Origin of the sequence: Wolbachia endosymbiont of Encarsia formosa (genome assembly GCF_039540065.1) — a bacterium.
GTDB lineage: Bacteria > Pseudomonadota > Alphaproteobacteria > Rickettsiales > Anaplasmataceae > Wolbachia.
The window spans coordinates 274,146-298,306 of record NZ_CP154278.1 but is presented as its reverse complement, the minus strand read 5'-3'; the positions used below and the strand labels follow the sequence as shown (position 1 = coordinate 298,306).

At 34.2% G+C, this 24,161-nt stretch carries 22 protein-coding genes and 2 tRNA genes; 13 read left to right on the top strand and 11 right to left on the bottom strand.

The features are described from left to right. Window positions 1-57: 57 nt before the first annotated feature. The 6 genes from AAE962_RS01530 to dnaE form a co-directional block, all read right to left on the bottom strand. Window positions 58-129, bottom strand: a tRNA-Met gene (locus tag AAE962_RS01530). Beyond that, window positions 129-1,421, bottom strand: a complete 1,293-nt coding sequence (purB, locus tag AAE962_RS01525) for an adenylosuccinate lyase (protein WP_343289293.1) — start codon at window positions 1,419-1,421, stop codon at window positions 129-131. Before purB ends, AAE962_RS01530 begins: the two co-directional genes overlap by 1 nt. A 112-nt stretch (window positions 1,422-1,533) precedes the next feature. Then, a complete protein-coding gene (rplI, locus tag AAE962_RS01520) occupies window positions 1,534-2,058 on the bottom strand; it encodes a 50S ribosomal protein L9 (RefSeq protein WP_343289292.1) in 525 nt (174 codons plus the stop codon). Window positions 2,059-2,061: 3 nt separating this feature from the next. Further along, window positions 2,062-2,340 (bottom strand): 30S ribosomal protein S18, encoded by a 279-nt coding sequence (rpsR, locus tag AAE962_RS01515; protein ID WP_063630712.1) that lies wholly within the window; start codon window positions 2,338-2,340, stop codon window positions 2,062-2,064. Beyond that, complete coding sequence (gene rpsF, locus AAE962_RS01510; RefSeq protein WP_343289566.1) at window positions 2,340-3,113, bottom strand: 30S ribosomal protein S6; 774 nt, start codon at window positions 3,111-3,113, stop codon at window positions 2,340-2,342. Before rpsF ends, rpsR begins: the two co-directional genes overlap by 1 nt. Window positions 3,114-3,161: 48 nt before the next feature. Continuing rightward, entirely contained in the window at window positions 3,162-6,491 is a 3,330-nt protein-coding gene (gene dnaE / locus AAE962_RS01505; RefSeq protein ID WP_343289565.1) for a DNA polymerase III subunit alpha, read from the bottom strand. Between the two features lie 537 nt (window positions 6,492-7,028). Here dnaE and AAE962_RS01500 point away from each other — a divergent pair. Next, window positions 7,029-7,205 (top strand): hypothetical protein, encoded by a 177-nt coding sequence (locus AAE962_RS01500; RefSeq protein ID WP_343289291.1) that lies wholly within the window; start codon window positions 7,029-7,031, stop codon window positions 7,203-7,205. On the opposite strand, the gene AAE962_RS01495 is transcribed toward AAE962_RS01500, so the two are convergent. Together AAE962_RS01495 and lipB are read right to left on the bottom strand one after the other, a co-directional pair. Further along, the gene (locus tag AAE962_RS01495; protein WP_343289290.1) at window positions 7,177-8,145 is read right to left on the bottom strand and encodes an LD-carboxypeptidase; all 969 of its coding nucleotides are present in this window, start codon (window positions 8,143-8,145) and stop codon (window positions 7,177-7,179) included. The genes AAE962_RS01500 and AAE962_RS01495 overlap by 29 nt on opposite strands. Beyond that, window positions 8,145-8,762, bottom strand: coding sequence for a lipoyl(octanoyl) transferase LipB (gene lipB, locus AAE962_RS01490; protein WP_343289289.1), 618 nt, complete (start codon window positions 8,760-8,762; stop codon window positions 8,145-8,147). The genes AAE962_RS01495 and lipB overlap by 1 nt, the downstream gene beginning before the upstream one ends. Window positions 8,763-8,998: 236 nt before the next feature. On the opposite strand from lipB, the gene AAE962_RS01485 reads away from it, so the two are divergent. The 5 genes from AAE962_RS01485 to AAE962_RS01465 all read left to right on the top strand — a co-directional run bounded on the left by AAE962_RS01485 (window position 8,999) and on the right by AAE962_RS01465 (window position 12,410). Beyond that, window positions 8,999-9,445 carry a hypothetical protein gene (locus tag AAE962_RS01485; RefSeq protein WP_343289288.1) on the top strand — a complete coding sequence of 149 codons (447 nt, stop codon included), beginning with the start codon at window positions 8,999-9,001 and terminating at the stop codon, window positions 9,443-9,445. A 54-nt stretch (window positions 9,446-9,499) separates the two neighbouring features. Continuing rightward, window positions 9,500-9,649, top strand: a complete 150-nt coding sequence (locus tag AAE962_RS01480; RefSeq protein ID WP_343289287.1) for a hypothetical protein — start codon at window positions 9,500-9,502, stop codon at window positions 9,647-9,649. Window positions 9,650-9,660: 11 nt separating this feature from the next. Next, a complete protein-coding gene (locus AAE962_RS01475) occupies window positions 9,661-10,581 on the top strand; it encodes a hypothetical protein (RefSeq protein ID WP_343289286.1) in 921 nt (306 codons plus the stop codon). A gap of 150 nt (window positions 10,582-10,731) precedes the next feature. Beyond that, window positions 10,732-11,907 (top strand): phage portal protein, encoded by a 1,176-nt coding sequence (locus tag AAE962_RS01470; protein WP_343289285.1) that lies wholly within the window; start codon window positions 10,732-10,734, stop codon window positions 11,905-11,907. A gap of 53 nt (window positions 11,908-11,960) precedes the next feature. Continuing rightward, complete coding sequence (locus AAE962_RS01465) at window positions 11,961-12,410, top strand: ankyrin repeat domain-containing protein (RefSeq protein WP_343289284.1); 450 nt, start codon at window positions 11,961-11,963, stop codon at window positions 12,408-12,410. A gap of 69 nt (window positions 12,411-12,479) precedes the next feature. Here AAE962_RS01465 and AAE962_RS01460 read toward each other — a convergent pair whose 3' ends face one another. The 3 genes from AAE962_RS01460 to murJ all read right to left on the bottom strand — a co-directional run bounded on the left by AAE962_RS01460 (window position 12,480) and on the right by murJ (window position 16,832). After that, window positions 12,480-14,960 carry an AsmA-like C-terminal region-containing protein gene (locus tag AAE962_RS01460; RefSeq protein WP_343289283.1) on the bottom strand — a complete coding sequence of 827 codons (2,481 nt, stop codon included), beginning with the start codon at window positions 14,958-14,960 and terminating at the stop codon, window positions 12,480-12,482. Continuing rightward, a complete protein-coding gene (locus AAE962_RS01455) occupies window positions 14,957-15,172 on the bottom strand; it encodes a hypothetical protein (RefSeq protein WP_343289282.1) in 216 nt (71 codons plus the stop codon). The genes AAE962_RS01460 and AAE962_RS01455 overlap by 4 nt, the downstream gene beginning before the upstream one ends. Before the next feature lie 163 nt (window positions 15,173-15,335). Further along, on the bottom strand, window positions 15,336-16,832 hold the full coding sequence (gene murJ, locus AAE962_RS01450; RefSeq protein ID WP_343289281.1) for a murein biosynthesis integral membrane protein MurJ: 1,497 nt from the start codon (window positions 16,830-16,832) through the stop codon (window positions 15,336-15,338). A gap of 144 nt (window positions 16,833-16,976) precedes the next feature. On the opposite strand from murJ, the gene AAE962_RS01445 reads away from it, so the two are divergent. The 7 genes from AAE962_RS01445 to AAE962_RS01415 all read left to right on the top strand — a co-directional run bounded on the left by AAE962_RS01445 (window position 16,977) and on the right by AAE962_RS01415 (window position 24,079). Continuing rightward, window positions 16,977-17,052 (top strand) — tRNA-His (locus tag AAE962_RS01445). A 292-nt stretch (window positions 17,053-17,344) separates the two neighbouring features. Then, window positions 17,345-17,782, top strand: coding sequence for a hypothetical protein (locus tag AAE962_RS01440; RefSeq protein ID WP_343289280.1), 438 nt, complete (start codon window positions 17,345-17,347; stop codon window positions 17,780-17,782). Window positions 17,783-17,871: 89 nt separating this feature from the next. After that, window positions 17,872-19,920 (top strand): tRNA uridine-5-carboxymethylaminomethyl(34) synthesis enzyme MnmG, encoded by a 2,049-nt coding sequence (gene mnmG / locus AAE962_RS01435; protein ID WP_343289279.1) that lies wholly within the window; start codon window positions 17,872-17,874, stop codon window positions 19,918-19,920. A 1-nt stretch (window position 19,921) separates the two neighbouring features. Further along, window positions 19,922-21,709 (top strand): aminopeptidase P family protein, encoded by a 1,788-nt coding sequence (locus AAE962_RS01430; RefSeq protein WP_343289278.1) that lies wholly within the window; start codon window positions 19,922-19,924, stop codon window positions 21,707-21,709. A 94-nt stretch (window positions 21,710-21,803) separates the two neighbouring features. Then, window positions 21,804-22,169 carry a hypothetical protein gene (locus tag AAE962_RS01425; RefSeq protein ID WP_343289277.1) on the top strand — a complete coding sequence of 122 codons (366 nt, stop codon included), beginning with the start codon at window positions 21,804-21,806 and terminating at the stop codon, window positions 22,167-22,169. Between the two features lie 480 nt (window positions 22,170-22,649). Further along, window positions 22,650-23,294, top strand: a complete 645-nt coding sequence (locus tag AAE962_RS01420) for an alpha/beta hydrolase (RefSeq protein WP_343289564.1) — start codon at window positions 22,650-22,652, stop codon at window positions 23,292-23,294. A 5-nt stretch (window positions 23,295-23,299) separates the two neighbouring features. Further along, window positions 23,300-24,079, top strand: coding sequence for an SDR family oxidoreductase (locus AAE962_RS01415; RefSeq protein WP_343289276.1), 780 nt, complete (start codon window positions 23,300-23,302; stop codon window positions 24,077-24,079). Window positions 24,080-24,161 lie beyond the last annotated feature (82 nt).

Below are 24,161 nucleotides of genomic sequence, written 5' to 3'. Positions count from 1 at the left end.
TGAATCACGTTATTTTGTCAAATGAGCTGCTCTTGCCAAACCATAGTTTAGCTTGAGTGGCTGAGGAGGGATTTGAACCCCCGACCAAGAGATTATGATCCTCCTGCTCTACCACTGAGCTACTCAGCCTAATTAAAAACCTTGCTATATATGTAATCTATATGTTTCATATAATACTTCAAATCAAACAAAGACTCAAGTTTTTCAGAGTCAATAATTCCATGCAAGGATTTATCTTGTTTCAATTCGAACAGAAAATCACTGTTATCTTGCTTTACTTTCATTGCATTATTCTGAACAATTTTATATGCCTCTTCCCTAGTTAAACCACTACTTACCAACTCAAGCAATACACGTTGTGAAAAAACCAAGCCTTTTGAAGAATTTAAGTTCTTTTCAATATTTTCCTTATTGATCACCAATTTATCTATCAAATCTGTTAATCGTACTAAAGCAAAATCCATTGCTATACAAGCATCAGGAGCAATGCACCTTTCCACAGACGAGTGCGATATATCTCGTTCGTGCCATAGTGCAACATTTTCTAATGCAGGAAAAACATAGCTGCGTATTAAGCGTGAGAGCCCAGTCAAATTCTCACTTAAAATAGGATTACACTTATGCGGCATAGCAGAACTTCCCTTCTGCCCAGTGGAAAAATATTCAGAGATTTCGCCGACTTCAGTTCTTTGCAAATGACGAATCTCAATTGCAATATTTTCTATTGAGCTTGCAATTACTCCCAAAATTGAAAAGAACATGGCATGTCTATCACGAGGGATGACTTGAGACGATATGGTTTCAGTTATGAGTCCCATTTCTTTCGCTACATACTCTTCAACAAATGGATTAATATTTGCAAAATTACCTACTGCACCTGATATTTTACAAATTGAGATCTCTTTTTGCGCGCTAATTAATCTCTGATAATTGCGTTTAAATTCAGCATAAAATCTAGCAAATTTTAACCCAAGAGTTATTGGTTCTGCATGCATTCCATGACTGCGCCCAACACAAACAATATCTTTATAGTCCTCAGCTTTTTTTTTCAATACTATAAGTAAATTTTTTAGATTCTTGAGTAAAATATCACATGACTCTTTCAACTGCACTGCAAGGCATGTATCTAAAACATCAGAACTTGTCATTCCGTAATGGAGATAACGAACATCAACTCCCGCTTTTTCAGCAATATATGTCAAAAAAGCTATAACATCATGTTTTACAATGGATTCAATTTCGTTAATACGCTCAATATCAAATTCAATAGCACCAGAGAGCTTTTCAGCAACATCATTTGAAATAACTTTTAATTTTGCTTGAGCTTCACATGCTAATTTTTCTATTTTGAGCCATATGTTGAACTTATTTTTTTCTTCCCAAATGGAAGAGATTTCTTTGTGGCTATAGCGTGGGATCATTAGATGATCCCTGTCTTATCTTTGAACATGCTAGATCCCAGTGTGTAACACTGGGACGACAGAAAAAAAGTGCACTGGAATGACAGGAGTAGTTGAAATATTTTATTCACTGCTATTCGTTATTTGTATCTTCTTGTTGCTCAGATTTCTGATTTTGCAACTTTACTTGCCTCAATTCATGTGCATCTTTCTCAGATCTGACAACGTATATAGTAATTGGCACTATCACTTTACTATGTAATTCTATATTCACTTGATAATCGCCCAAATTTTTGATACTTATTCCACCAAAAGATAAACTATGATGACTTATCTCATATCCTTCTTGTAATAAAGTTTTTGCAACTTCACGTATTGTTACAGAACCAAAAATCTTTCCATCCTCTGAAGCCTGCTTTATTAATATAATAAACTTATCATGCAATGATGATGCAAGCACTTTTGCTGAATTTAATTTCTTGATGTTTTCTTCTTCCAATAACAAAAGCTGTTCCTCTAGCTTTATTAAATTTTCCTTAGTAGCTTTCATCGCCTTTTTTTGTGGAAAAAGAAAATTACGTGCATAACCTGGTTTAACTTTGACAACTTCACCAATCTTACCTAAAGTTGTTATATTTTCCTTTAAGATTATTAACATAAATTACCTAATTTTTTTAGTACAGTAAGGAGCAAGAGCTAAAAAGCGTGCTCTTATAATTGCTAAGCGCAACTTTCTTTGTTTTCTTGCGCACACACCTGTTAACCTTCTAGGTAATATTCTACCATAGTCAGAGGTGAATTTGGACAATAAATCTATATTCTTATAGTCTATGTCCTCATCTTTAGATGCAGCAAGAGGACAGACCTTAGGACGCCTAAAGCCAGTTCTGTTATTTACAGACACGTAAGAATTATTAAAACTATTTCGTCTTTTCATCATTATGCACTTTTCTCCTCAATTTGTTTATCCATCATGTAAGATTTACCTTTAAAAAACTCATTAACCCGTACAGACAAGTGGCGAATAATATTCTCATTCAGTTTTACTCTACGCTCAAATTCATCCATAATGCTTGAAGTAAAACTTATACACATCATACAGTAATGACCACTTTTCATCTTATTTATTGGGTATGCAAAATCCAATAGACCCCAATATTCATATTTTATCAATCCTGAAGCTTCAATATTTTTCAAAAGCACTTCCAGCGTTTTACTCAATTGATTTGAGTCTACTATTTTAAAACTTTTTAAAACCTCTTGAAGGGATTTTATTAGATGTTGTGAAATATTTTCCTTAAAAGCATTTACTAAATTATAGATAAATGCACTTTTAGTGTTAGCTCCTGAAAGGTCCATAAAATTTTGTTTTATTCCCGTATCACTTAGTTCATTTTTCAATTCTTTATCGATTCTTGACTTTATTTCTTTTAAATTTGAAAAATCTTCTTCCAATTCAACCCATAAAATTTTTGTCAGAGTTTCCAAAAAATCAGAGTAAACAATCAGACTTTTTTTAATGCTTTCAGTACTTGCCTCTAGCTCTTGTTTTGTAACTGTGCTATGTTCTCTTTCTATGAGACCTTTAACCTCCTGAGAAATAACATCTGCTTTAATATTTTTCAACAAAATAGCCAATTCTTGGACCATTTCTTCTACTTCTTGCTGCAATAAGTTCGGTTGTGCTATAAAAGTAAATTCATAGAGATTCACTATATCTTCCTTTAATATCAATTAAACACTTCATTATATAAAACTTTTTTATATAAGCAAGTTATTTGTATTAATTTCTACGCCTTCAATCCAACTTAAGTGAGATATTTCATAAATAGCTTGGGGGGTGATTGAATATGCACCTGGCAACAAGATGCTGACTTTATGTTTTTCGAGAAGAAACTTTAGCATTATTTTGGTTTTGCCTCCATTTTTCAACACTGAATTCAACTCCTCAGCAACTTTTTGCGAGTCTGCACATACAGCAGTTAAAACTAATCCTTTCATTAGAGAAGTAACCTTTTCTGTAAATTCAGATATGTCCTTTCCTGATATTCTCGTTGTGTTTTCTGAAATTTCAAGATCAATTATCACAAATGCTCCAGGTGAAAATAGATTCCTTTTTTCTTCTATTATTTCATTATTGTAGAATGCTATTTCAGAAACATTGTGGGGATCAGAAAGTGTTATGATAACAAATCTTCCACGTTCTGAGGTTCTCATACGCACATTTAATATTACACCAGCAGTTTTTATCGTCTTACTCTCTCCGATAAACCCAATATTTAATTTTTTCAAAAGAGTTTTAAATTTTTTAAGCGGGTGATTAGTTAAGTAAAATCCCAATGAAAATAACTCATGCTCTAATTTTTCCTCTTCATTAAAATCTTCCACGTTCTCAAGTTTTGGCTTGAGGAAATCAAGATTGCCAAATAAAATAGCTTGATTTGACTGCCTATTTTTATTTGCAAAGTAAATCAATGTGTCTATTGACTCGTATAACTGCTTTCTATTTTTGTGCACACTATCGAATGTTCCAGATTTAATTAAACTTTCTAATGCCCTTTTATTTATTATATGTCCCAAATTTTGAATGAATTCCCATATGTCCTTATAAGAACTTGAGCGTGCATTTACTATTCCTTCTGCTATAGAAAAACCAACATTACGCAAAGCAGCAATTCCGTAGCGTATGTGCTCACCCTCTATTGAAAATTCAGCCTTAGATTTGCTGATATCAGGCGAAAGAACAGCAAATCCACTGAATTTTGCAGCATGATAAAACAAATTCAGTTTGTCTCTATCATCAATGTTGAGATTCATCAAGGCCGTAAAAAATTCTAGCGGGTAGTTAGCCTTAAGGTAAGCTGTTTGGTAAGATATAATAGCATATGCTGCAGCGTGGGATTTATTAAATCCATAACCAGCAAATTTTGCAACAAGATCAAAAATATAACTTGCCCTGTCGTAATCAACACCGTTTTTTGTTGCTCCTTGAACAAAAAGTTCACGTTGTTTATCCATCTCTTCCTTAATTTTCTTACCCATGGCACGTCTGAGTAAATCCGCCTCTGCTAAGCTATATCCAGAGAGAATACGCGCTATTTCCATTACCTGTTCTTGGTAGATTATTACTCCGAATGTTTCTTTTAACACCTTCTCAAGCAATGGATGAATGTAATCTGGCTTTTCAAGTCCATGCTTTCTTGCAACATAAGTTGGAATGTTATCCATAGGCCCTGGGCGATAAAGAGAAATTAAAGCGATGATATCTTCAATGCAGTCTGGCTTTAGTTTGATTAAAGCTTCTCTCATTCCCGAACTTTCAAGCTGAAACACTCCGATTGAATCACCTCTTGAGAGCATTTCATAGGTTCTTTGATCAATCAAAGAAACCGAGGAAATATCAAATTTTTTTTCATCACGATTAATTAAACGACATACATGATCTATTAGTGTTAGCGTACCAAGTCCAAGAAAATCAAATTTTATTAACCCAGCTTTCTCTACATATTTCATGCTGTATTGAGTGATTGGCAGAGCCGAATTTGGATCATAATAGACGGGAACAAAATTTTCTAATTTTTGATCGCATATCACGATTCCAGCAGCATGAGTTGAAACGTGACGGTATATTCCTTCAAGCTTTAGAGATATATCAAGAAGTTTGGCAATTACTTCATCACTATCCCGTTCTTTCTGCAGATTTTGATCAAACTCTATCGCTTGCGATAAAGTTACAGGATTTACTGGATTAAATGGAACCATTTTAGATATTTTATCCACTTGAGAGTAAGGCATTTGCAATACTCTACCAACATCACGCAATACTGCCCTTGCTTGCAATTTTCCAAAAGTGATTATTTGAGCAACATAACCGTACTTTTTCTGAACATAATCAATAACCAGGTCCCTTTTCTCTTGGCAGAAATCGATATCAAAGTCAGGCATTGATACACGATCAGGATTCAAAAATCTTTCAAAGATCAGACCAAATTTTATTGGATCAAGATCTGTAATCTGTAAGCTCCAAGCAACAATTGATCCAGCTCCTGAACCTCTTCCTGGCCCAACTGGAATGCCATTTGCTTTGCTCCAACGAATGAAATCAGAAACTATCAAAAAGTAGCCAGAGTAGTTCATCGAAGTTATTACGCTTAGTTCGTAATTCAGCCGATCGTAGTATTGTTTAAGGTCTGTATCTGTCTCATTCGCAATGCGTAATTCTAATCCTGCAACTGCCTGCTCCCTCAGTTCTTCATTCTCAGTTTTATTCTCTCGACAAGGAAATTTAGTCAAGATAGGATGCCTGCTTCTTGGCATGTAAGAGCACCGCTTAGCTATCACTAAAGTGTTATGGATTGCTTCGGGAACATCGCTGAACAGCTCCTCCATTTCTGCCACAGATTTGAAGTAATGCTCGGTAGTTAACTTCTTTCTGTTATTCTCCAGGGCATAACTGCCCTCCGATATGCACGTTAATATGTCATAAGCCTCATAGTCAGACTTATTTGGAAAAAACACATCATTCGTTGCAACTAGTGGTATATTGCGCTGATAAGCAAAATCTATTAAAGCTTCTTCAAGCTCTAGCTCTTTATTCAGCCCATGACGCTGCAATTCAATATATAAATGACCATCGAATGCTGAGAGCAGTCTTTTTATCGTTTCTTTATCTTGCTTCAATAACATTTGAGCCAATATGCCGTCATATCCACCATTTAAGGCGATTAGGCCTGAACTTAAATTTAATAGCTCATCAAAATCAACGTAAGGAATATCGCTGTTATTCTTGCGCTTTTTAAAAGACTCACTCACCAAGGTGACTAAATTAGTGTACCCTTGTTCATTTTTTGCAAGTAGGAGTATTGATAAATTTTGTTCTAAGTGTCGAACGATAATATTGCATCCTATTATTAGCTGTATTCCACTACTTGCTGCATATTCTGCAAATTCAAGTGAGCCAAATAAGTTACCTGAGTCAGTAACTGCAACTGCCGGCATTTTGTTCTGCAAACAAAGACCAATCAGCTCCTCAATTTTAACCGAACTCTCAAGCAGAGAATAAACGCTATGAACACGCAAGTGTATGAACATAAAAAACTTTAGATTAGCAATAATTAAGGATAACATTAATTTACTCATAAGGATATGCAACAGAGACAACTTGACAAGCCTCATTAGTCTCCTTATCATGACAATGAGAGTATTTATCCTTGTTTTTAATCTCTGCAGATTCAACAACAAAATTCAGTAAAAAACTCAGGTATATATTGGCAGATTACATAAAATTATAGCGGCTGCATGTCTTTTTTATTTTTTCTACATTCAGCCAAAACGCGCTTTAAATAAGCGTTAGCACATTATTACAATGCCAATTTACATTATTATAGGGTTAAAACTCACTACTTGGGGATTCTTTTGCCTTTTTCTTGCTTGGTAAATTTCTTAATATTTTTGATTGGTTAGGAGTTCTATAGAGATGTCATTTCAGTGCTTCTTATTACCTGTTCTGGATGCCAGTGTCAGCTACTTGGATGACACTGAAGGGGTTACTCGAATGACAAGAATAAGGAGTACTGGGATGACAAGAAAGCACTGATTTCATATGCATCTGATAAAAAAGATGATGTCATGCAAGTAGCTGACACTGGCATCAAGTTTTTTTGTGCAATTCCGTCAAAAAAAAAGCGCTTTCGTGTTTACCAACTTAGTTGGATTCCAGTGTCAAGCTACTCGGATGACAACGAAGGTGCTGGAATGAAAGGAGTGTTAGATAAAGCTACTTGTATAACTGTTGCACATCCATAAACTCCTTCTCGTTTTGAACGCTAATGGTAGCGTGAGTGTTGAAATGTAAAGGGTCATTTGTATGTCCATGTCCTACCCCGTTCATTGTAAATACAGGAAAGTTAACACTTTTTGCAAACCTTTCTTTTACAATTTCGACAAGATTATCATTATAACAGTTAATAAAGTCACCGAATATTACTGCATCTACTCCATCAAAAATATGAGCTTGTTTTAGGTGATCTAGACTGCGCTCAATTGAATATGGATAAACTTTTATGTCTTCTAAAAATAGAATTTTGTTTTTTGCGTTTATTTGCCAAGCAGTTCCTATGCTATTTTCAACCAAAGTCATATTACCACCGATGATTTTAGACTCTAATCTGCCATTTTTTAGTCTAACTCCATTATTTATCATCTTTAAGTTGTCAAATCTGATATAGTTGCGTTGGTTAAGAATTAATTCTTTTAATTTTTCAACAGAGCTTTCAGCAACGGAGTTATTTACTATCATTTCCAACATGGTGCCGTGAAGAGTTTGCCAGTCATATTTAACTTGCAGATAAATATGTAAAGCAGTGATATCACTATAGCCTATAAGAATTTTTTTGTTTTGAGCAATTCTTTCTTTTTTATCATGGGGCAGCTTTTCTAGGTAAGGAATTAGCCGAGAAGCCCCTTCTCCTCCTCTGATACACCAAATTATTTTGCTATCATCAGTGAGCGCATTAACCAAATCATTCGCTCTGAATTCATCAGAGTTGGAATAAAATGGATTGTCGTTACTGTATATTTTCTCCGAAATATGGGGATTAAAACCCAAAGCCTCTATATATTTTTTTATAGTTGGCAAATCTGATTCTTTTCCCTTTGAAGAAGGAGTGATAATATCAACTTGATTGATTGTGTATGCAGGATTAGTGAGTAAAAGGCATAGCAAATAAAGAATAAAGGAATACATTAAAATATCTTATGAAACTCTTGCTTTAATATATCATCTAATTCGCAAAGAGAAACTTTTACTCCTAGTTTTTCCATTGATGTAACGCCGTAGTATTTCAGTCCACAAGGAATAATACCCTTATAGTGGGAAAGATTCGGAGAGACATTAAGCGCTATGCCGTGATAAGTTACCCATTTTCTCAAGCGAATGCCAAAAGCTGCTATTTTTTCTTCTACTCCGTTGTTGTTCACCCAAATGCCTATTCTATCTTCTTTGAATTCTCCGAATATATTAAAGTGCTTTAAGACATTTATGATCCAATTACTTAGGTCTCTGATATATAGTTTTATGTCACATTTGTTTCTTTTTTTAAGATTTATCATTAAATATATAATGCGCTGCCCTGGTCCGTGATATGTATATTTACCACCCCTGCCTGTTTTGTATATGGGAAATAATCTTTCAATAATGTCATCATCTGTTGCACCGATTCCTGCAGTATAAAGTGGAGGATGCTGGAGCAGCCATACTAGCTCATCAGACAAATTATTGTAAATTTGTTGAATTTTTGCTTCCATGAATTTTATAGCATGGTTATAATCAATAAATTGGTTAGAGATTAGCCATTCTGTCATATGCAATTTCTTTTATTAACTTCCATACTACTCAATAAGTAACCTGATTTTCAAGCAAGCTTAGGCTTTTGGTGAGCTTTTAAAGCTTTCCATCTAGGGGTTTGTAACGAAAAAAGAGAAGCTACTACCTAATGATAGAGAATTTGACATATGTCACTGGATATGTTAGAGTATTAATAAATGCTTAATATTCTCATTAAATTAAAATACTTTAGTTAATTTTATAGGAAAATTTTATGCTAGGTACAACACAAGAAAATCAAAATGAATTAGGTCAGTTTAATCAAGAAAAATGGGATCAATTTGTAAAAGACTCGATTGAAAAAGATTTAGAAGCAGCAAAAAAAGAATCTAAAACAAATAAAGAGAAAAATATAAAGATCCTGGAAAAACATTTTCATGATAGAACAATTCAGCCTATAAGCGAGTTCAAGAAAGTAGGAGAGAAAGAAGCAGGCTGCAGTTCAGGATTTCAAGCAGAGCACGAGTATAGCGACAATGAAGGTGATAAGGCACCTTTCATGATTAAGTCTGTTCTAAACCATACTCTGACAAAAGAGGAAAAACAGTCTAAGTTAGCACAATTCAAAGAATCTTTTTACAAAGGATCAAGAAAAGCTACAAAATTGCAAAATCCTTATTTGCCAAATTTTGTGATAAATAATAATCTTGATTTATTATAGCAGCAAGTAGAAAGCGATATATGTTATGATGACCTTAATATTGCTGATTTTATCATGGAATATGTTGCTGGTGATTTATATAAGCTGTTTTTATATGACAGAGCTCCAATTGTTGAATTGGTGATAAATGCTGATTTGCCAATAGTAGTGATCAATTTAAAGAAGCACATTGAGCAAGAGAAAATCAAGATCAGCTTCACTTGAGATCAAAGTTTTTGGATAAATTTACGACATTAATGGATCTTAAGAAAAAAGGCAAAAATTACGAAGATGCAAAAGGCTTTGAGAAAATATTAGCTGCTCAAATATTGCTTGGAGAAGCTGATATTATACAGCCAGAAAATTTTGGTATAATAGAAAAAGAGTATGAAGATGCAAAGGGTGAAAAAGTAAAAGAAAAACTCTGGGCAAAAATTGATCATGGTAGATCATTTTATTTCAGCTTTAGTAATACCAAGGATTATTTACAAAACTTTTTTAATTTTCTGCTCCAACTGAGAAGCTTTGGCATAAAAATAGATCTAGAAAAGCTATCAAAAGAGTTAGAGGATTTTATTGACTATTATGATCAGAATAAAGAAAAATTTGAAGCTTTAATAGATAGGAAGGCAAGCACTTTAAATCATGTATTGAATCCTAACATGCAATTTAACCTTAGGTATATTGATGGATCCATATTGAATGTTAGGAATTTTAAGTACATGAAAGGAGAATTTAAAGGCCAGAAGATGAAGAAGGTAGGTTTTTCTCTTTCAATTCTTGATAATGATTCTCCAAGTATTAGTTTTAGTGATTACTTTAAGCAAAACTTAGAAACCCAGGTTAAAATGGCAAGAAATCTTACTGTTCCATTGAAAGATCTTGCTGGACCATGGAAAAATTTCGATAGAATTGAAAAGATTTATCGTTACGTAATCAAACCTTCATTCTGTCTATTTGTTCCAACGTTAATAGCATCTATATTTACAAGTGGAACCTTAGGCACAGCTTTTACTGTAGCTGCAATGATTACAGGAATGTGTATGCTTGTTGGAATAGTGACAAACATTTGTCTTAATGTTTATGCAATGAGTAGCTACAATAGCAAAATTAACGATCCAAAAGTTGAGGGATTTCAAGGAGAGCTTCAGCTTTGATAACAGCTTATGCCTCCTTTGGAGGCATAAATATCCTTTAATTGTATTTCTTTTTTCCTATGATGTTATCCCAGTATGAGATAACATCTTCTTAATGAAATTAACCCCCCCATTAACTCTACCGCAAATTTAATTTTTCAGGAGGCACATATGAATTTTAACATTTTTCAAAGAAAGAAAAGCAGTGAATACTCTGCTTTGCAACTAATGATGGAACCAAGTTGGAGTAGGCGCGATTATGCAAGTTTTGCTGAGGAAGGTTACGTAAAAAATGTTATTGCCTTTCGAGCAATTAATATGATCGCAAGTGCTTCATCTTCGGTACCTTTTACTCTCTGCCAGCTCACTGATCAGGGAAAATCACAACTCAAAACACATCCATTACTGAAGTTACTTTATTCTCCTAATCCAATGACATCAAAATCGGAATTTATTGAAGGGATTGTAACTTATCGATTAGTTAACGGCAATTCTTATGTATTGATGATTGAGGCACAGAACAAACCAACAGAGCTTTATCTTCTGCGCCCTGATAGAGTTGAAATTGTTCCGGGGAGAAGTAATGTTCCTTATGCCTATCGTTATACCGTAAATAACAACAGTTATGACTTTAGAGTTGATAAATTAACTGGGCGTTCAACAGTACTGCATCTTAAAACCTTTAACCCTTTGAATGATTGGTATGGACTTTCACCAATTGAGGCAGCTGCATATAGTATAGATCAGCATAATCAGGCTGGTGCTTGGAATCAGGAAATGCTGCAAAATGGAGCAAGACCAAGTGGTGCAATAGTTGTAAAATCAGAAAAGGATGGAAGTGGTGGAAACTTAAGTCAAGAGCAATATCAACGCTTAAAAGCACAGATAAATGATCATTATTCAGGTCCTGTTAACGCTGGAAGACCAATATTACTTGAAGGAGGTTTAGAGTGGAAGGAAATGAGCTTATCACCGAGAGATATGGATTTTATTGAGTCTAAACACAGCTCAGCTCGTGATATTGCGCTAGCTTTTGGCGTTCCACCGCAGTTGCTTGTCATACCAGGTGATAACACTTATAGCAATTTGGTTGAAGCACGCCTTTCCCTTTGGGAACAGACGATTTTACCAACGCTAGAAAATATTATTTGTCACTTAAATTCTTGGCTAGTGCCCAAGTTTGGCAAAGATTTATGTTTGTCATATGATAAAGATGCGATAGAAATTCTAATGGAAAAAAGGCAAAAGATGTGGAAATACGTAGAAAACGCAAGCTTCATGACGTTCAATGAAAAAAGAGAAGCTTTTGGCTTGCAACCGTTACCCGGTGGTGATAAATTGAATTGATATTTATATAGTGTAGATATTTATACTAAGCTGTAATAAACTGGGGGTATTTTATGTATCAAGAACAAGGAAACTCAGTAAGTAGTTCTCTATTTACTCTTCCTCATATCGAATTGTCATCGAGACGCAAAGCAAATATTAATGCAGCAGATCGTAATGGTGACACTCCTTTACATTACGCTGCTAAAAGAAATCGCTTAGAGCAAGTGAAATTATTGCTTGAAAAAGGAGCAGTTATTGATATAAAAAATCGTTTCGGTTATACTCCTTTATACTATGCTGTTTGTTCAGGCCACACAAGTATGGTAAAATTATTTCTTGAAAAAGGAGCAGATATTAATATGTCAAGTAATTCTTGTGTTACTGTTTTACATTTATCTGTTCGCAAAGACTATGGGGAGATAACACGTTTATTGCTTGGAGAGACAGAGAGTCCAAGCACAAGCTGCAGCGACGCAAGCATTGAGAATGTACAAACAATCAATCAGTTTTATCATTGGTGAGAGTAGAACATCTTTTACTAAGGTCTAACTTAAAGATAGATGGTCCCTTAAATCCTACATCTAAATGAGTTAACTATTTTTCTTGCTAACTAAGGTGTTGTAAATTTGGTCTACATCAAAACTCATCTTAGGGCACCAAATAGGGCCATCTAATTGTGCCTCGATATAAAGAGGACTATTATGATTTGGTAGTATGAAAAAGAGTCTGAATATAGAAGTTAAGGAGAAATTAGATAAGATTAAATTAGAAGAGATAGAACCTGATGCTTGATCGATACTAAACTGTGAACTAGTTGAACATACACCACTGTTAATACTTACTTTTCCATTAATATTTTCAAAAAGCGTACTGCCATTATATATATCAACGTAAGCAAGCTTGGAAATTTCAGGTTTATTCTTACTGCTTAACAACTTAGTGATGAATGAATTAAAATCCACATTTGTAAACTCTATTTTCTGTGCTTGAAAGTTTACATTTCCTGATAAGTTACTAGCCCAATCATCAAAGCTTGTCCCTTGAGTTTTGATTTCACCACTTAAGCTTATCTTGCCATTTATGTTATTAACTCCTATAACTTCCTTGGTGTCCAAATTTGCAATAGAAAATTTTGTGTGAATTGAGCCTGCTTTTAGATAACCCTGAAAAAACATTTGTCCATGTTCTAGTATGTAACTTATCTGTTTGATAGTGATAGTGTTGTTTCTTATCACTGTATCCAAGTTAAAATCTTTTAAGACGTTTTGCCCAATTTTAAATTCTGTAGTTTTTATTTGCACGTTTGCATCAAAATCTCCTTTCTCATCTAAAAAATTAAGCTGCTTTGTTGACCATTGAATTTGATTTATTTCATTTCTTGAGTTTCTTTTTACCTCTAATAGTTTTGGTAATTTAAAGATATTTCCATTAAATTTATTACCTGTAAGGTTTACGTCTAATAAAGGCTTAGTGTATTTTTGATCCACTAATATTTTTACACTACCGGTAATGTCGAAATTTTCTCCGAATAACTTTATTTTATCTGCAACTAGCTTGTTCTCTTGTATTTTTAATGAAAAATCCAAATCTTCAATTTTTGTACCATTGAATATAGAATCTTTAACACTAGTTCTTATATTTATATCATATTTAAGATTTTTCAGCCATTGCACTTTGCTGAATAATGAATAATCATATTTATCTATATTAATGTTATGTATGCTAAATTTACTATCGATCATATTGTGTTTTTTTGTGTGATTTACCTTAATTGATCCTTGCCAAGATTCTTTGTTATTTAGCAATCTGATATCTGAAAGAGATAATATTCTAGGTGCTAAATATAGTTTAGAACTTGCTGTAAATTGACTTTTCTCTCTTTCTTGCATCTTGATAGAAGGTAAAATATGTGAAATGAACGACTCACCCTTTATCAATATATCACCATTAAATTCAGACAAGTTGCCATTGTTTGAAACTCTTCCTGATAAGCAAGATATATTATTGGTTCCAGGAAATTGAAGAAGAGTATCAACGTTTATTTCGCCATTAGCAAATTTTAGCGTAGCATGAAATTTGTCCAATATCCTGTTTTGATATTGAATATTTGAAGCTTCCATATTAAAATCCAAGCTTAGGTTCTTTGGCACAACCTCTCTAAAAGATTCTAAAAGACCCTTCATATCTGTTGTTTTGTGTGAGCCGTTTTTTAGGTCGACTTTACTAAAACTAATATTGATATTAGTATGATCACTTTTTCTATCATTTTGTATTATACCAGTGCCTTGCATGCTTTTGGACTCGATTTTTAAATCAGTTGCCGTAAACTCGCTTTCATTGAGATTGATATTGGATGATATCTCAATATTTTCGCTGGGAATCACATAAGAAAGGAAGCTAAGATTAATGATTTTTGCTAAATTGCTTACAGAACCGGAACTGTTATTGATTGTCAGTGTTAAATTACCCTGTTGATTTCTATTACCTTTAAATAGAAAATTTGCAAAATTTGAATCAACACTAATGTGTACATTATTTTTTGTGACATTAACCTTTCCAGAAAAATCGTAATTGTTGTCACCAATCTGTACTTCACCAAAAAACTGCTTATTTTTTTTTATAGCAACTTCCTTGATGTTAATAGTATCGGCGTTAAAACTTATTTGGCTGTCCTTTATTAATATATCAACTATATTATCATTGGCTTTCGTATTTATAATATTAAGTAAATTTTCTTTGTTGCTTTTCATGCCCAAAAATGAGATTGACTTTGGTTGCAATGAAAATGAAAACAACGATGGCCTTATTTCAATTTTTTTTGCACTAATTAAATCTGATAATTTTTGTTCCTTGTTTTTGTTATATTGTACATATACATTGTAAATAGTAAGTTTTGGAGTAATGAGCGAAACTTCAATTTTTCCTCCAACATGTACTTTAGCATCATACGTCTTCTCTAACTCTTTTACGATATATTCTCTGTAGCCACTCCAATCCTTAAAAGTTGCAGCAACGTGCATGAGAATTAATAGCAACGAGATTGATAATATGGCGTATAAAGAAAGTTTCATAATAGACCTCTCATTCCAGCATCCCTTCTCTTCTTGTCATCCCAGTCTGGGATCCAGGAAATTTGATTAGACATTAAGTTAATTAGCAAAAAAGTAGCTATTCTTATGTTAAAACACAGCATTTTTATATGAGAAGCTGGTCTGATGAGCACTGGGTTCCCAGTGGAAATTGCTCTCAAACCACAACACTCATACAGTTGTGTGTGTGACACTGTGATCCAGTGTGACTTAAATAAGGTTTTCCAGATTATATAATCAACAAAATTTCTGGATCCCAGTGTCAAGCACTGGGATGACAGGAATATGTTATGGGATGAAAGGAGTGGATATTGGAATAGTAGCTGAAATGACATATAGCAATACAAAGGGTATAATTTATACATATTTCAAATTATTCAAATTTCCTCTCAAAATTAGGTAAAGAGTGCTAGAATAAATAATAACACTCAAAGCTATTAAAGTTACTAAATAAACAATACGAGCTAGCCCTCTATCGAAAAACAACCCTGCTGATAAGTAATTAGAGAAATAAAGAACTATTGACATAACCAATGTTGCAGTGAGAATTTTTACAATATTTAGTAATAACGCTTGGCTAATCTTATACATCTTATTTATTGTTAAATAATTAATCAATAAAATAGAATTTATCCAAGTGGAAATGGAAGTAGCAATAGCAATTCCTATATGTTGGTATTTGTTCATTAATATGAGATTTAGTATTACATTAATTCCAAGGCACGTTAATGAGAACATAGTTGGTATTTTTAGCTTTCCCCTAGCAAAGAATGTGGGTAGCAATACTTTATTTATAATAAATGCGGGTAAAGAAAGAGAAAATGCTACTAATGTAGGAACAGTTTGCTGCACTGCATAATAATCAAATCGTCCGTAAGAAAAAAGCGTAAGTAAAATTATGTCAGGAATAATGATAAAAGCAGCAGTTATTGGCATAATTAATATTAACCCTATATTAAGGGCCTTGTTCTGTATTTTGACTATATTCTCAGTATCATTTATTCGTTTTGAAATCAGAGGAAGAAGTACTGTACCAATTGCAGTGCCAATTACTCCTTGCGGTAGTTGATTTAGTCTATCGGCATAATATATATAAGAAACTGCATTTGGTATAAAACTCGCCATGATTGTGTCAATCCATACACTTATTTGTATTACACAATTGTTGATAATTGCAGGTATCACACGTTTAAAAAATAATTTTACTTCGTTACTTAATTCTAAACTAAAAGAAAAGAAAGCCTTTAATTTGTATGCACTAAATATTATTAAAAGTAGCTGCAAAATCCCTCCAATCAGGACAGCTATAGAAAGGTTATGAGCCGGTGTTTCAATGTAAGGTAAAAACAAACTGATGATTAAACAGAGGTTCAAAATGATTGGTGAAATAGCTGTTGAAGCAAAATGCTGTTTTACTTGCAACATTCCACCAATAAGTGATGCGATTGACACGAAGATTATGTAGGGCATCATAATTTTCGACAAAGTTACAGTAAAGGTAAATTTATTTTGGTCAAATCCAGGAGTGAAGGTTTTGATCATGTAAGGGAAGAAGGTTTGTGTGATAAGGCAAAAAATTACTAGAATAATAAACGTAATGGATATTACACTACTTGCGAAATTAAATGCCTTTTTATTATCATATGACTCTGCAGAGTATAATGGTATGAATGAGGTAGTAAATGCTCCCTCTGCAAAAAACGATCGAAATAAATTAGCAAAGCGAAACGAGGAAAAGAATATATCTGCAAGAGAGGTTGCACCAATAACCGTAGCAATCAATACATCTCTTATTAGCCCTAAAATTCTTGAAATAGCTGTAAAAAAACTAAATGTGAAAATACTTTTAAACATATCACGATTTCAATACGATTAACTATAATGCTAAAAGCATAAATGAAAATGTTTATTCGCTAAACTTAAAACTCTATGCAAAAGTAGGTAGATTAAATAATTAATTGACTATTTATGCTTGTGTGTTAGAAATTTTATACCTTGGCGGGCGTAGCTCAGTTGGTAGAGCGTCAGTTTGTGGTACTGAATGTCGCCAGTTCAATCCTGGTCGCTCGCCCCACTAAAAATTTCCACTTTACATAAATATAAACATTCTCTATTTTTGCAAAGCCATTATTTGCCGGTAGCATTTTTTGTCACTCCAATGTGCTGCTTAGATGGCTGAGAGTGAAGAGAGTAGTTTATGATTCAGAGTAAAATGGCATTTTCTTAATTAGCGAGGGGATTGTATGTATATTTGTTTGTTAACTTATAGTATAGTGTCAGCACTAGGAGTATTAGCTTAGTGGTTAAGTTTTGACACTTCATCACCTTTAGCCATAGGTGGAATTGCTGGTTGTATAGCTCCAGCATTGATTGCGGTTTTTCACGTAGCATGTTTGCTATATAAGTTTTGCAAAAGAGATCCTGTTGGGGAAAAGCATGAAAAAGCAGCAATTATTTTGAGTATTACTATATCTGCAAGTGCTATAATTGGAATTACACTTACTGCAGGTGCAGCTTCTATTTTTCCTAATCCAATAATAGGATTTACATTTATAGGTACAATAATAGGTCTAATAGCACCGATTTTAGGGCTTTTTGCAACTGTAGCTATAATGCATTGTGCAGATAAAACAGCAATTACATCTGCAGTAAGTGCAATTTCTATTAAAGATTCTACATATGTCAAAATATCTCAGGAGGAAGAAGTAGATGAATGTATTACCTTTCCGGAAGAAGAAGTTAATAAAAGTATCATCTTTCCCAAAGTTGAAAAAGTTTTTTCTGCGAGAGAGACGGCAGTTTGAGCTAAGTTAGTGTGCAATGTTGTAATCTGTAAAGTTTGACATCAATCACTGATAGTTGGAATATTATAGAGTAGAAATTACTCAAGAAGATGCATAAGTACGACGTAGTGGTAGTAGGTGGCGGTCATGCCGGGTGTGAAGCAGCTACAGCTGCATCTCGCCTTGGTGCAAACACACTACTTATAACTCACAAAATTTCAACTATAGGAGAGATGTCCTGCAATCCAGCAATTGGAGGGGTTGCAAAGGGTGTTGTAGTTAGGGAAGTGGATGCGCTTGATGGAATAATGGGAAGAGCTATCGACCGAGCAAGTATACACTCGGTCGTTTTAAATAGCAGCAGAGGCGCAGCGGTATGGGGCCCACGTGCACAGGCAGACCGAAAATTATATAAAAAAGCAATACAGGGAATTATTCTAAATTATAACAACTTGACAGTAAAAGAAGAGTCAGTTGACGATTTTCTTATCGAAAGTGATAGTAATGGAGAATCTTATATAAAAGCTGTAATAACAGACTCAGGTGAACGTATACTGACAAGCAGAGTTGTTTTGACTACAGGGACTTTTTTGCTTGGTGTGATTCATATCGGAGAGCAAACAACTCCTTCTGGAAGAATGGGAGATAAGCCTGCAGTAGAGCTTGCAAATACGCTGAAGAAATATGATTTTAAACTAGGCAGATTACGTACCGGGACTCCGCCAAGACTCAACCGTGACACTATAAATTGGTCAGTATTACAAGAACAAGTGGGTGACAATCCACCTACACCATTTTCTTATCTTACAGAGAAAATTAACCAGCCTCAGGTTTCATGTTTTATTACTCATACTAATGAACATACACACAGAGTAATTCGAGAGAATCTTCACAGATCAGCTTATTCATATTTAGATAACGTTATTGCACCAAGATACTGCCCATCAATTGAAACTAAAGTTAAAAAATTTGCAGAAAAAAATAATCACCAAATATTTCTAGAACCAGAAGGGATTGATGATAACACTATATATCCAAATGGAATTTCAAATTCATTGCCCATCGAAGTGCAGTATGAAATGATAAAGAGTATAAAAGGGCTTGAAAATGCAGAAATATTAAGACCTGGATATGCAGTTGAATACGATTATATCGATCCACGAGAGCTATTTCATACTCTCGAAACTAAGAAAGTTAAAGGACTATATTTTGCTGGTCAAATTAATGGTACCACTGGATATGAAGAAGCAGCAGGGCAGGGAATTATTGCCGGAATCAATGCAGCACTCTCTTTATCTCAAAAAAGTTTTGTTCTTCATCGTACAGACTCATATATCGGTGTAATGATAGACGACTTGGTCACTAAGGGAATTGCTGAGCCTTACAGATTATTCACCTCGCGTGCAGAATATAGACTGGCAATCAGGTCAGATAATGCAGATAGAAGATTGACACAAAAAGGTTGTGACATCTCTCTTGTGTCGCATGAGAGATACTCTGTTTTGCAGGGTAAACTTAAATCCATTAAGCAACTTGAGGAGAAATTAGAGAGCCTAACAATTACTCCTGAGCAGCTCAGGTCCTATGGAATTAAAATATCTTATGATGGAATAAGAAAAACAGCATTAGATTTGCTCGGTTATCCAAATATTGACTGGAATAAATTACGAGAAATATGGCCAGAGTTAAACATGGATTCCAGTGTCAGCTACTTGCATAACACCAAAGCACCTCTTCCTGTCATCCCAGTGCTTGACACTGGGATCCAGTACTTGAATGATGATAGAATGGATGCAGTTGACACTGAAAAAAATGTAGATTCCAGCGTCATGTGCTGGAATAACACTATAACTGATAGCATAGCCAAGAATGAAATATATGAAGCAGTTGCAATTGAAGCAAAATACAAGCCTTATTTAGTAAGACAAGAAGCCGATATGAAGTTTCTACAAGAGGAAGTTAATACTCAAATTCCAACTAATTTCAACTACTCACAGATTAAAGGCTTGTCAACTGAAGTGATAGAGAAGTTGCAATCAATAAAACCAGCAACAATTGGCATTGCAAAGCAAATACAGGGTATCACTCCAGCAGCAATAGTTAGCATATTAGTGTACCTTAGGAATAAGAAAACGAAAATAGCTGCTAATTCTGCGTAACATGTCAAAAATCGAAGAATTTCGCTCTTTTATGCACGAAATAAATGTTGATGCATTTATGTTGCATGCTAAAGATGAGTATTTGAATGAATATTCAAAAGAGTTAGCAGAGTTATGTGGCTTCACAGGAACAAATGGGCTACTTATCGTTACAAAGAGTAATAAGTGCCCATTTTTTACAGATGGACGCTATATCACACAAGCTCGCAGTCAGCTCGATCAGTTCAGTTTTCGAGTATATAATATACAAGAAGAGGATCCACACAAATGGGTAAAAGCAAACTTAACATTGACTACCTCACTGGGTTACTATCTGCAATATTTTACTATGAAGGACATAAGAAAATATGAAGGCATTTGTAAACTAGTACCATACTTAATTAAAAAAGATAGTAGTCATAAAGCACAAACAATAGTCTCACATGTATCTGGTGAGAGTAGTAAGGATAAATGTGAAAGAGTAGCTAAAAACATAGAGGCTGAAGCAGTGCTTCTGACTGATCCAAATTCAATTTCCTGGTTATTAAATTTAAGAAATGAAAGTGCTGAATATACTCCTTGTATATTGGGTCGTGCAATACTTTATAAAAACGGCAATGTTGATTTATTTATTCAAGATAAAGAACATTCAACTATAGAAGCAAATTTTGATAACCATATAAATGTTTTTGATATTAGTGAGCTAGAAAATTCACTACATAAGTTAAATTTGGTGGTGATAGATCCAAGCACGACTCCAATGAGCATTATGAATGCAATAGATCCCTTGTATAACCATTATTTAAATGAAAAATCAGCTTCGGTGTCATTCCAGTGCTTGACCAGAAATAAAAAAGCATGGATCCGAGTGTCAAGCACTGGGATGACAATAAGTAATGAAAGAGTTCTAATAGAAAATAAGCAGATAATTGAGAAGGAGGATCCTTGTTTGATTCACAAAGCAGTAAAAAATCAAACTGAAATAACTGGAGCTATAAGTGCGCACATCAAAGATGGAGTAGCAGTTATAAATTTTCTATATTGGCTTATTGACAGTGAAATTACTGAGCTTGAAGCTGAAGCAAAAATTTTAGAATACAGAAAAGAGCAGAATTTGTTTAAGCAACCGAGTTTTCCAACAATTTCAGCATTCAACGAGAATGGAGCAATCATTCATTACCGTGCAAGCAATAAGACAAATAAAGTCATTCAAGAAGATGGGCTGTATTTAATTGACTCTGGTGGTCAGTACCTTGATGGCACAACCGATGTTACAAGAACTATAGCAATTGGTAGTCCAACCAATGAGCAACGAGCTCACTACACAATAGTATTAAAAGCTCACATTGCGATAGCAAGTGCGGTCTTTCCTTCTGGCACTACTGGTGGAGAATTGGACATATTAGCGCGTATACATTTATGGAAATTTGGAATGGATTACATGCACGGTACAGGACATGGAGTAGGAAGTTACCTTTCGGTACACGAAGGACCACAAGCAATATCAAGAGGAAATAAAGTGGAACTCATTCCAGGCATGATACTTTCTAACGAGCCTGGTTATTATATTCCAGGAAAGTATGGAATAAGAATTGAGAATCTGATGTATATTGAAAGGCGAGAAAACGGCTTCTTAAGCTTTAAACAATTGACCTCTGTTCCTTATGATAAAAAGCTAATAGATATACAAATGCTTACTGAAGATGAAGTTAAATGGATAAATAGCTATCACCAATTTGTTTATAAAAATATAGAAAATGGCATAAAAGATAAGGAATGGTTAAAGAGAGTATGTGAACCTTTAAAATAGTTAATTTGTCATTTAATCAAGTATTAATATACTTGTTCTTGTATTGTTTTTAATTAAAAACAATATATAATATTAGTTTCAAATAGGTGTAATTATGACAGATAAAATGCAAGATGATGAATTTATGAAGCAGTACATGGATACTTGCAAAGAGCAAATAGAAAAATTGGCAAGAGACCCTAATTTGCTTCAACAGACCTTAAAGCCATTCATGCAAATGTCCCAGCAGCTTATGGCTGGTGGTATGTTAGAAGGAAATATGCCTAGCATGATACCTGATATGGGTGGTATGGATATCAACAAGATAATTGCTCAAATGAAGGAAATGTATGATTACATAAAAAGTAATCACAAAGAGCTCATGAGAAAAGATGCTTCACAAATTCAAGAGCTTGATGAATCCAGTAAAAAGCTAAGAGGCTTAGTTAAAAAATTGATAGAAAAGATCGAAAGTAAATAAATAACATCTGGATTTCTGTCATTCTATTACAATTTTCTAGTTGGACGGTAAGTCGAGGTCAATTATTGATGTCATGAAAGTATCTGACACTGGTTCCTTTATGACGGCAGTGCCCAGAGGTGTCATCCCAGTGCTTATTACCTGGTGTAAAGTTAAGTTTCCTGGATTCCAGTGTCAAGCACTGGAATGACAGCAATCCTACGTCATACCGCGATTCATTCCATAGCTGTACGAACATTGTCTAGCAGGAGGGTGTCATCCCAGTGCTTGACACTGGGATCTAGGAAAGTTGATTGTGCACTATGCAACATTTTCGATCAAAAGCTGGATTTCAGTGTCAGCTACTTTCATCTTCCACGCGAACTGCCTGCAAATTGCAATGTTCATACAGTTATGAGCTAGTGTACATGATTGCACATGGGTTTTTACAAATTTGAAAATATAGTGTTAAATAAAGATATAAATGCAAAAGGAAAAGAGATGATTGAACTACAAAGCCAAGAAATTTGCCCAAATGGAAATAAGAAAAATCTGATTATTTTTTTTCATGGTTGGGGTTCAAGTGGCGATAATTTCACTCACCTTGCTAAAGTTATGAGCAAGTTTTTACCTGATTCATATTTAGTAGTGCCCAATGCTCCATTTGAGAGAGAAATAGGTGATGGTTATCAATGGTTTAGTTTAGAAGATCGTAGTGAGGAAGCACTATATAATGGGGTGAAAAATGCTGCATCAATTGTAAATCATTTTATTGATACAAAATTAAAGGAGCTTAATTTAAAAGATAATCAGCTTTCTTTAGTTGGATTTTCTCAAGGGGCAATGCTTGCAATAAATGTAGCTCTTACTAGATCTCAGTCTTGTGCATCGGTTGTTGCGTATTCTGGTAGGTTTCTTTCACCTTCAAAAATTGCACCGGAGATCAAATCAAAACCCAGCATATGTGTTATTCATGGTGACGCTGATGATGTGGTACCTTTTTCTTCCCTTGATTTAGCGGTTAAAGCTCTGAAAGAAAATGGAGTAAGCGCTCAAGGATACCCAATTCATGCATTAGGCCATATTATTAATGAAGAAGGAATAAGGTTAGGGGTTGAGTTTATCAAGAAGAATTTTGGAAATTAATTTCCATGAACTTGTTTTGCTTTGGTTACGGATATGTAGCTAAATTTCTATCGAAAAAATTGCTAAACTTAGGCTGGAAAGTTAACGGTACATCAAGAAATAAAGATATACAACTTTTTGATTATGACAAGGTTGATCAAGATCTGCTTAAAAGCGTAACGCATGTTTTAGTTTCTATTCCTCCAGACGGAGATGATGTTATGGAGAGATACAGTCATTGTCTGGAGAATATTAAATGGCTTGGTTATCTGTCTGCAACTAATGTTTATGGTGACCACTGTGGTAATTGGGTGAATGAGGAATCTGAAACAAAGCCTATAGAAATAAGAGGAGAAAAGCGCCTTGAGTCTGAAAAGAAGTGGCTAAGTAGCAAATTGCCTGTACATATTTTTCGTTTGGCTGGGATATATGGTCCTGGTAGAAATGCGCTAATTGACCTGCAGATTGGCAAAGCAAGAAATGTGAAAAAAATTTTTTCTCGTGTTCATGTTGAAGATATATCGAATATTTTATTTTCTTCCATGCAAAATATAAAGCCTTATGAGATATACAATTGTGCAGATGATTTACCTGCTACGCAATCTGAAGTGGTCACATATGCAGCCGAGCTTATCAATATTAGCCCTCCAGAGCCAGTTGATATTTCTTCCGTACCAAATTACGCACGGGGTTTTTATTTAGGGTCAAAAAAAGTAAGCAATACTAAAATTAAAAAAGATCTTGGTGTCTCTCTAGTTTATCCTGATTACAAGGTGGGTTTAAAGAGTTTGTATATATTAGAATAGAGAAAATAGATTGCCAGATGCAAAAATTTTTCTTTAATGTTCCCTGTTTTGATGTAGTACCACTAGGCATACTATTATATAG

Bases quoted from the DNA above. Each gene is read 5' to 3' on its own strand.
- AAE962_RS01465 (WP_343289284.1), top strand. From the start codon at position 11,961: ATGTATCAAGAACAAGGAAACTCAGTAAGTAGTTCTCTATTTACTCTT.
- AAE962_RS01420 (WP_343289564.1), top strand. From the start codon at position 22,650: ATGATTGAACTACAAAGCCAAGAAATTTGCCCAAATGGAAATAAGAAA.
- lipB (WP_343289289.1), bottom strand. From the start codon at position 8,762: ATGACAGAATGGCTAATCTCTAACCAATTTATTGATTATAACCATGCT.
- AAE962_RS01495 (WP_343289290.1), bottom strand. From the start codon at position 8,145: ATGTATTCCTTTATTCTTTATTTGCTATGCCTTTTACTCACTAATCCT.
- AAE962_RS01425 (WP_343289277.1), top strand. From the start codon at position 21,804: ATGACAGATAAAATGCAAGATGATGAATTTATGAAGCAGTACATGGAT.
- AAE962_RS01485 (WP_343289288.1), top strand. From the start codon at position 8,999: ATGCTAGGTACAACACAAGAAAATCAAAATGAATTAGGTCAGTTTAAT.
- AAE962_RS01470 (WP_343289285.1), top strand. From the start codon at position 10,732: ATGAATTTTAACATTTTTCAAAGAAAGAAAAGCAGTGAATACTCTGCT.
- rplI (WP_343289292.1), bottom strand. From the start codon at position 2,058: ATGTTAATAATCTTAAAGGAAAATATAACAACTTTAGGTAAGATTGGT.
- murJ (WP_343289281.1), bottom strand. From the start codon at position 16,832: ATGTTTAAAAGTATTTTCACATTTAGTTTTTTTACAGCTATTTCAAGA.
- mnmG (WP_343289279.1), top strand. From the start codon at position 17,872: ATGCATAAGTACGACGTAGTGGTAGTAGGTGGCGGTCATGCCGGGTGT.
- AAE962_RS01430 (WP_343289278.1), top strand. From the start codon at position 19,922: ATGTCAAAAATCGAAGAATTTCGCTCTTTTATGCACGAAATAAATGTT.
- dnaE (WP_343289565.1), bottom strand. From the start codon at position 6,491: ATGTTCATACACTTGCGTGTTCATAGCGTTTATTCTCTGCTTGAGAGT.
- AAE962_RS01480 (WP_343289287.1), top strand. From the start codon at position 9,500: ATGGAATATGTTGCTGGTGATTTATATAAGCTGTTTTTATATGACAGA.
- AAE962_RS01460 (WP_343289283.1), bottom strand. From the start codon at position 14,960: ATGAAACTTTCTTTATACGCCATATTATCAATCTCGTTGCTATTAATT.
- purB (WP_343289293.1), bottom strand. From the start codon at position 1,421: ATGATCCCACGCTATAGCCACAAAGAAATCTCTTCCATTTGGGAAGAA.
- rpsR (WP_063630712.1), bottom strand. From the start codon at position 2,340: ATGATGAAAAGACGAAATAGTTTTAATAATTCTTACGTGTCTGTAAAT.
- AAE962_RS01500 (WP_343289291.1), top strand. From the start codon at position 7,029: ATGCAAGTAGCTGACACTGGCATCAAGTTTTTTTGTGCAATTCCGTCA.
- AAE962_RS01415 (WP_343289276.1), top strand. From the start codon at position 23,300: ATGAACTTGTTTTGCTTTGGTTACGGATATGTAGCTAAATTTCTATCG.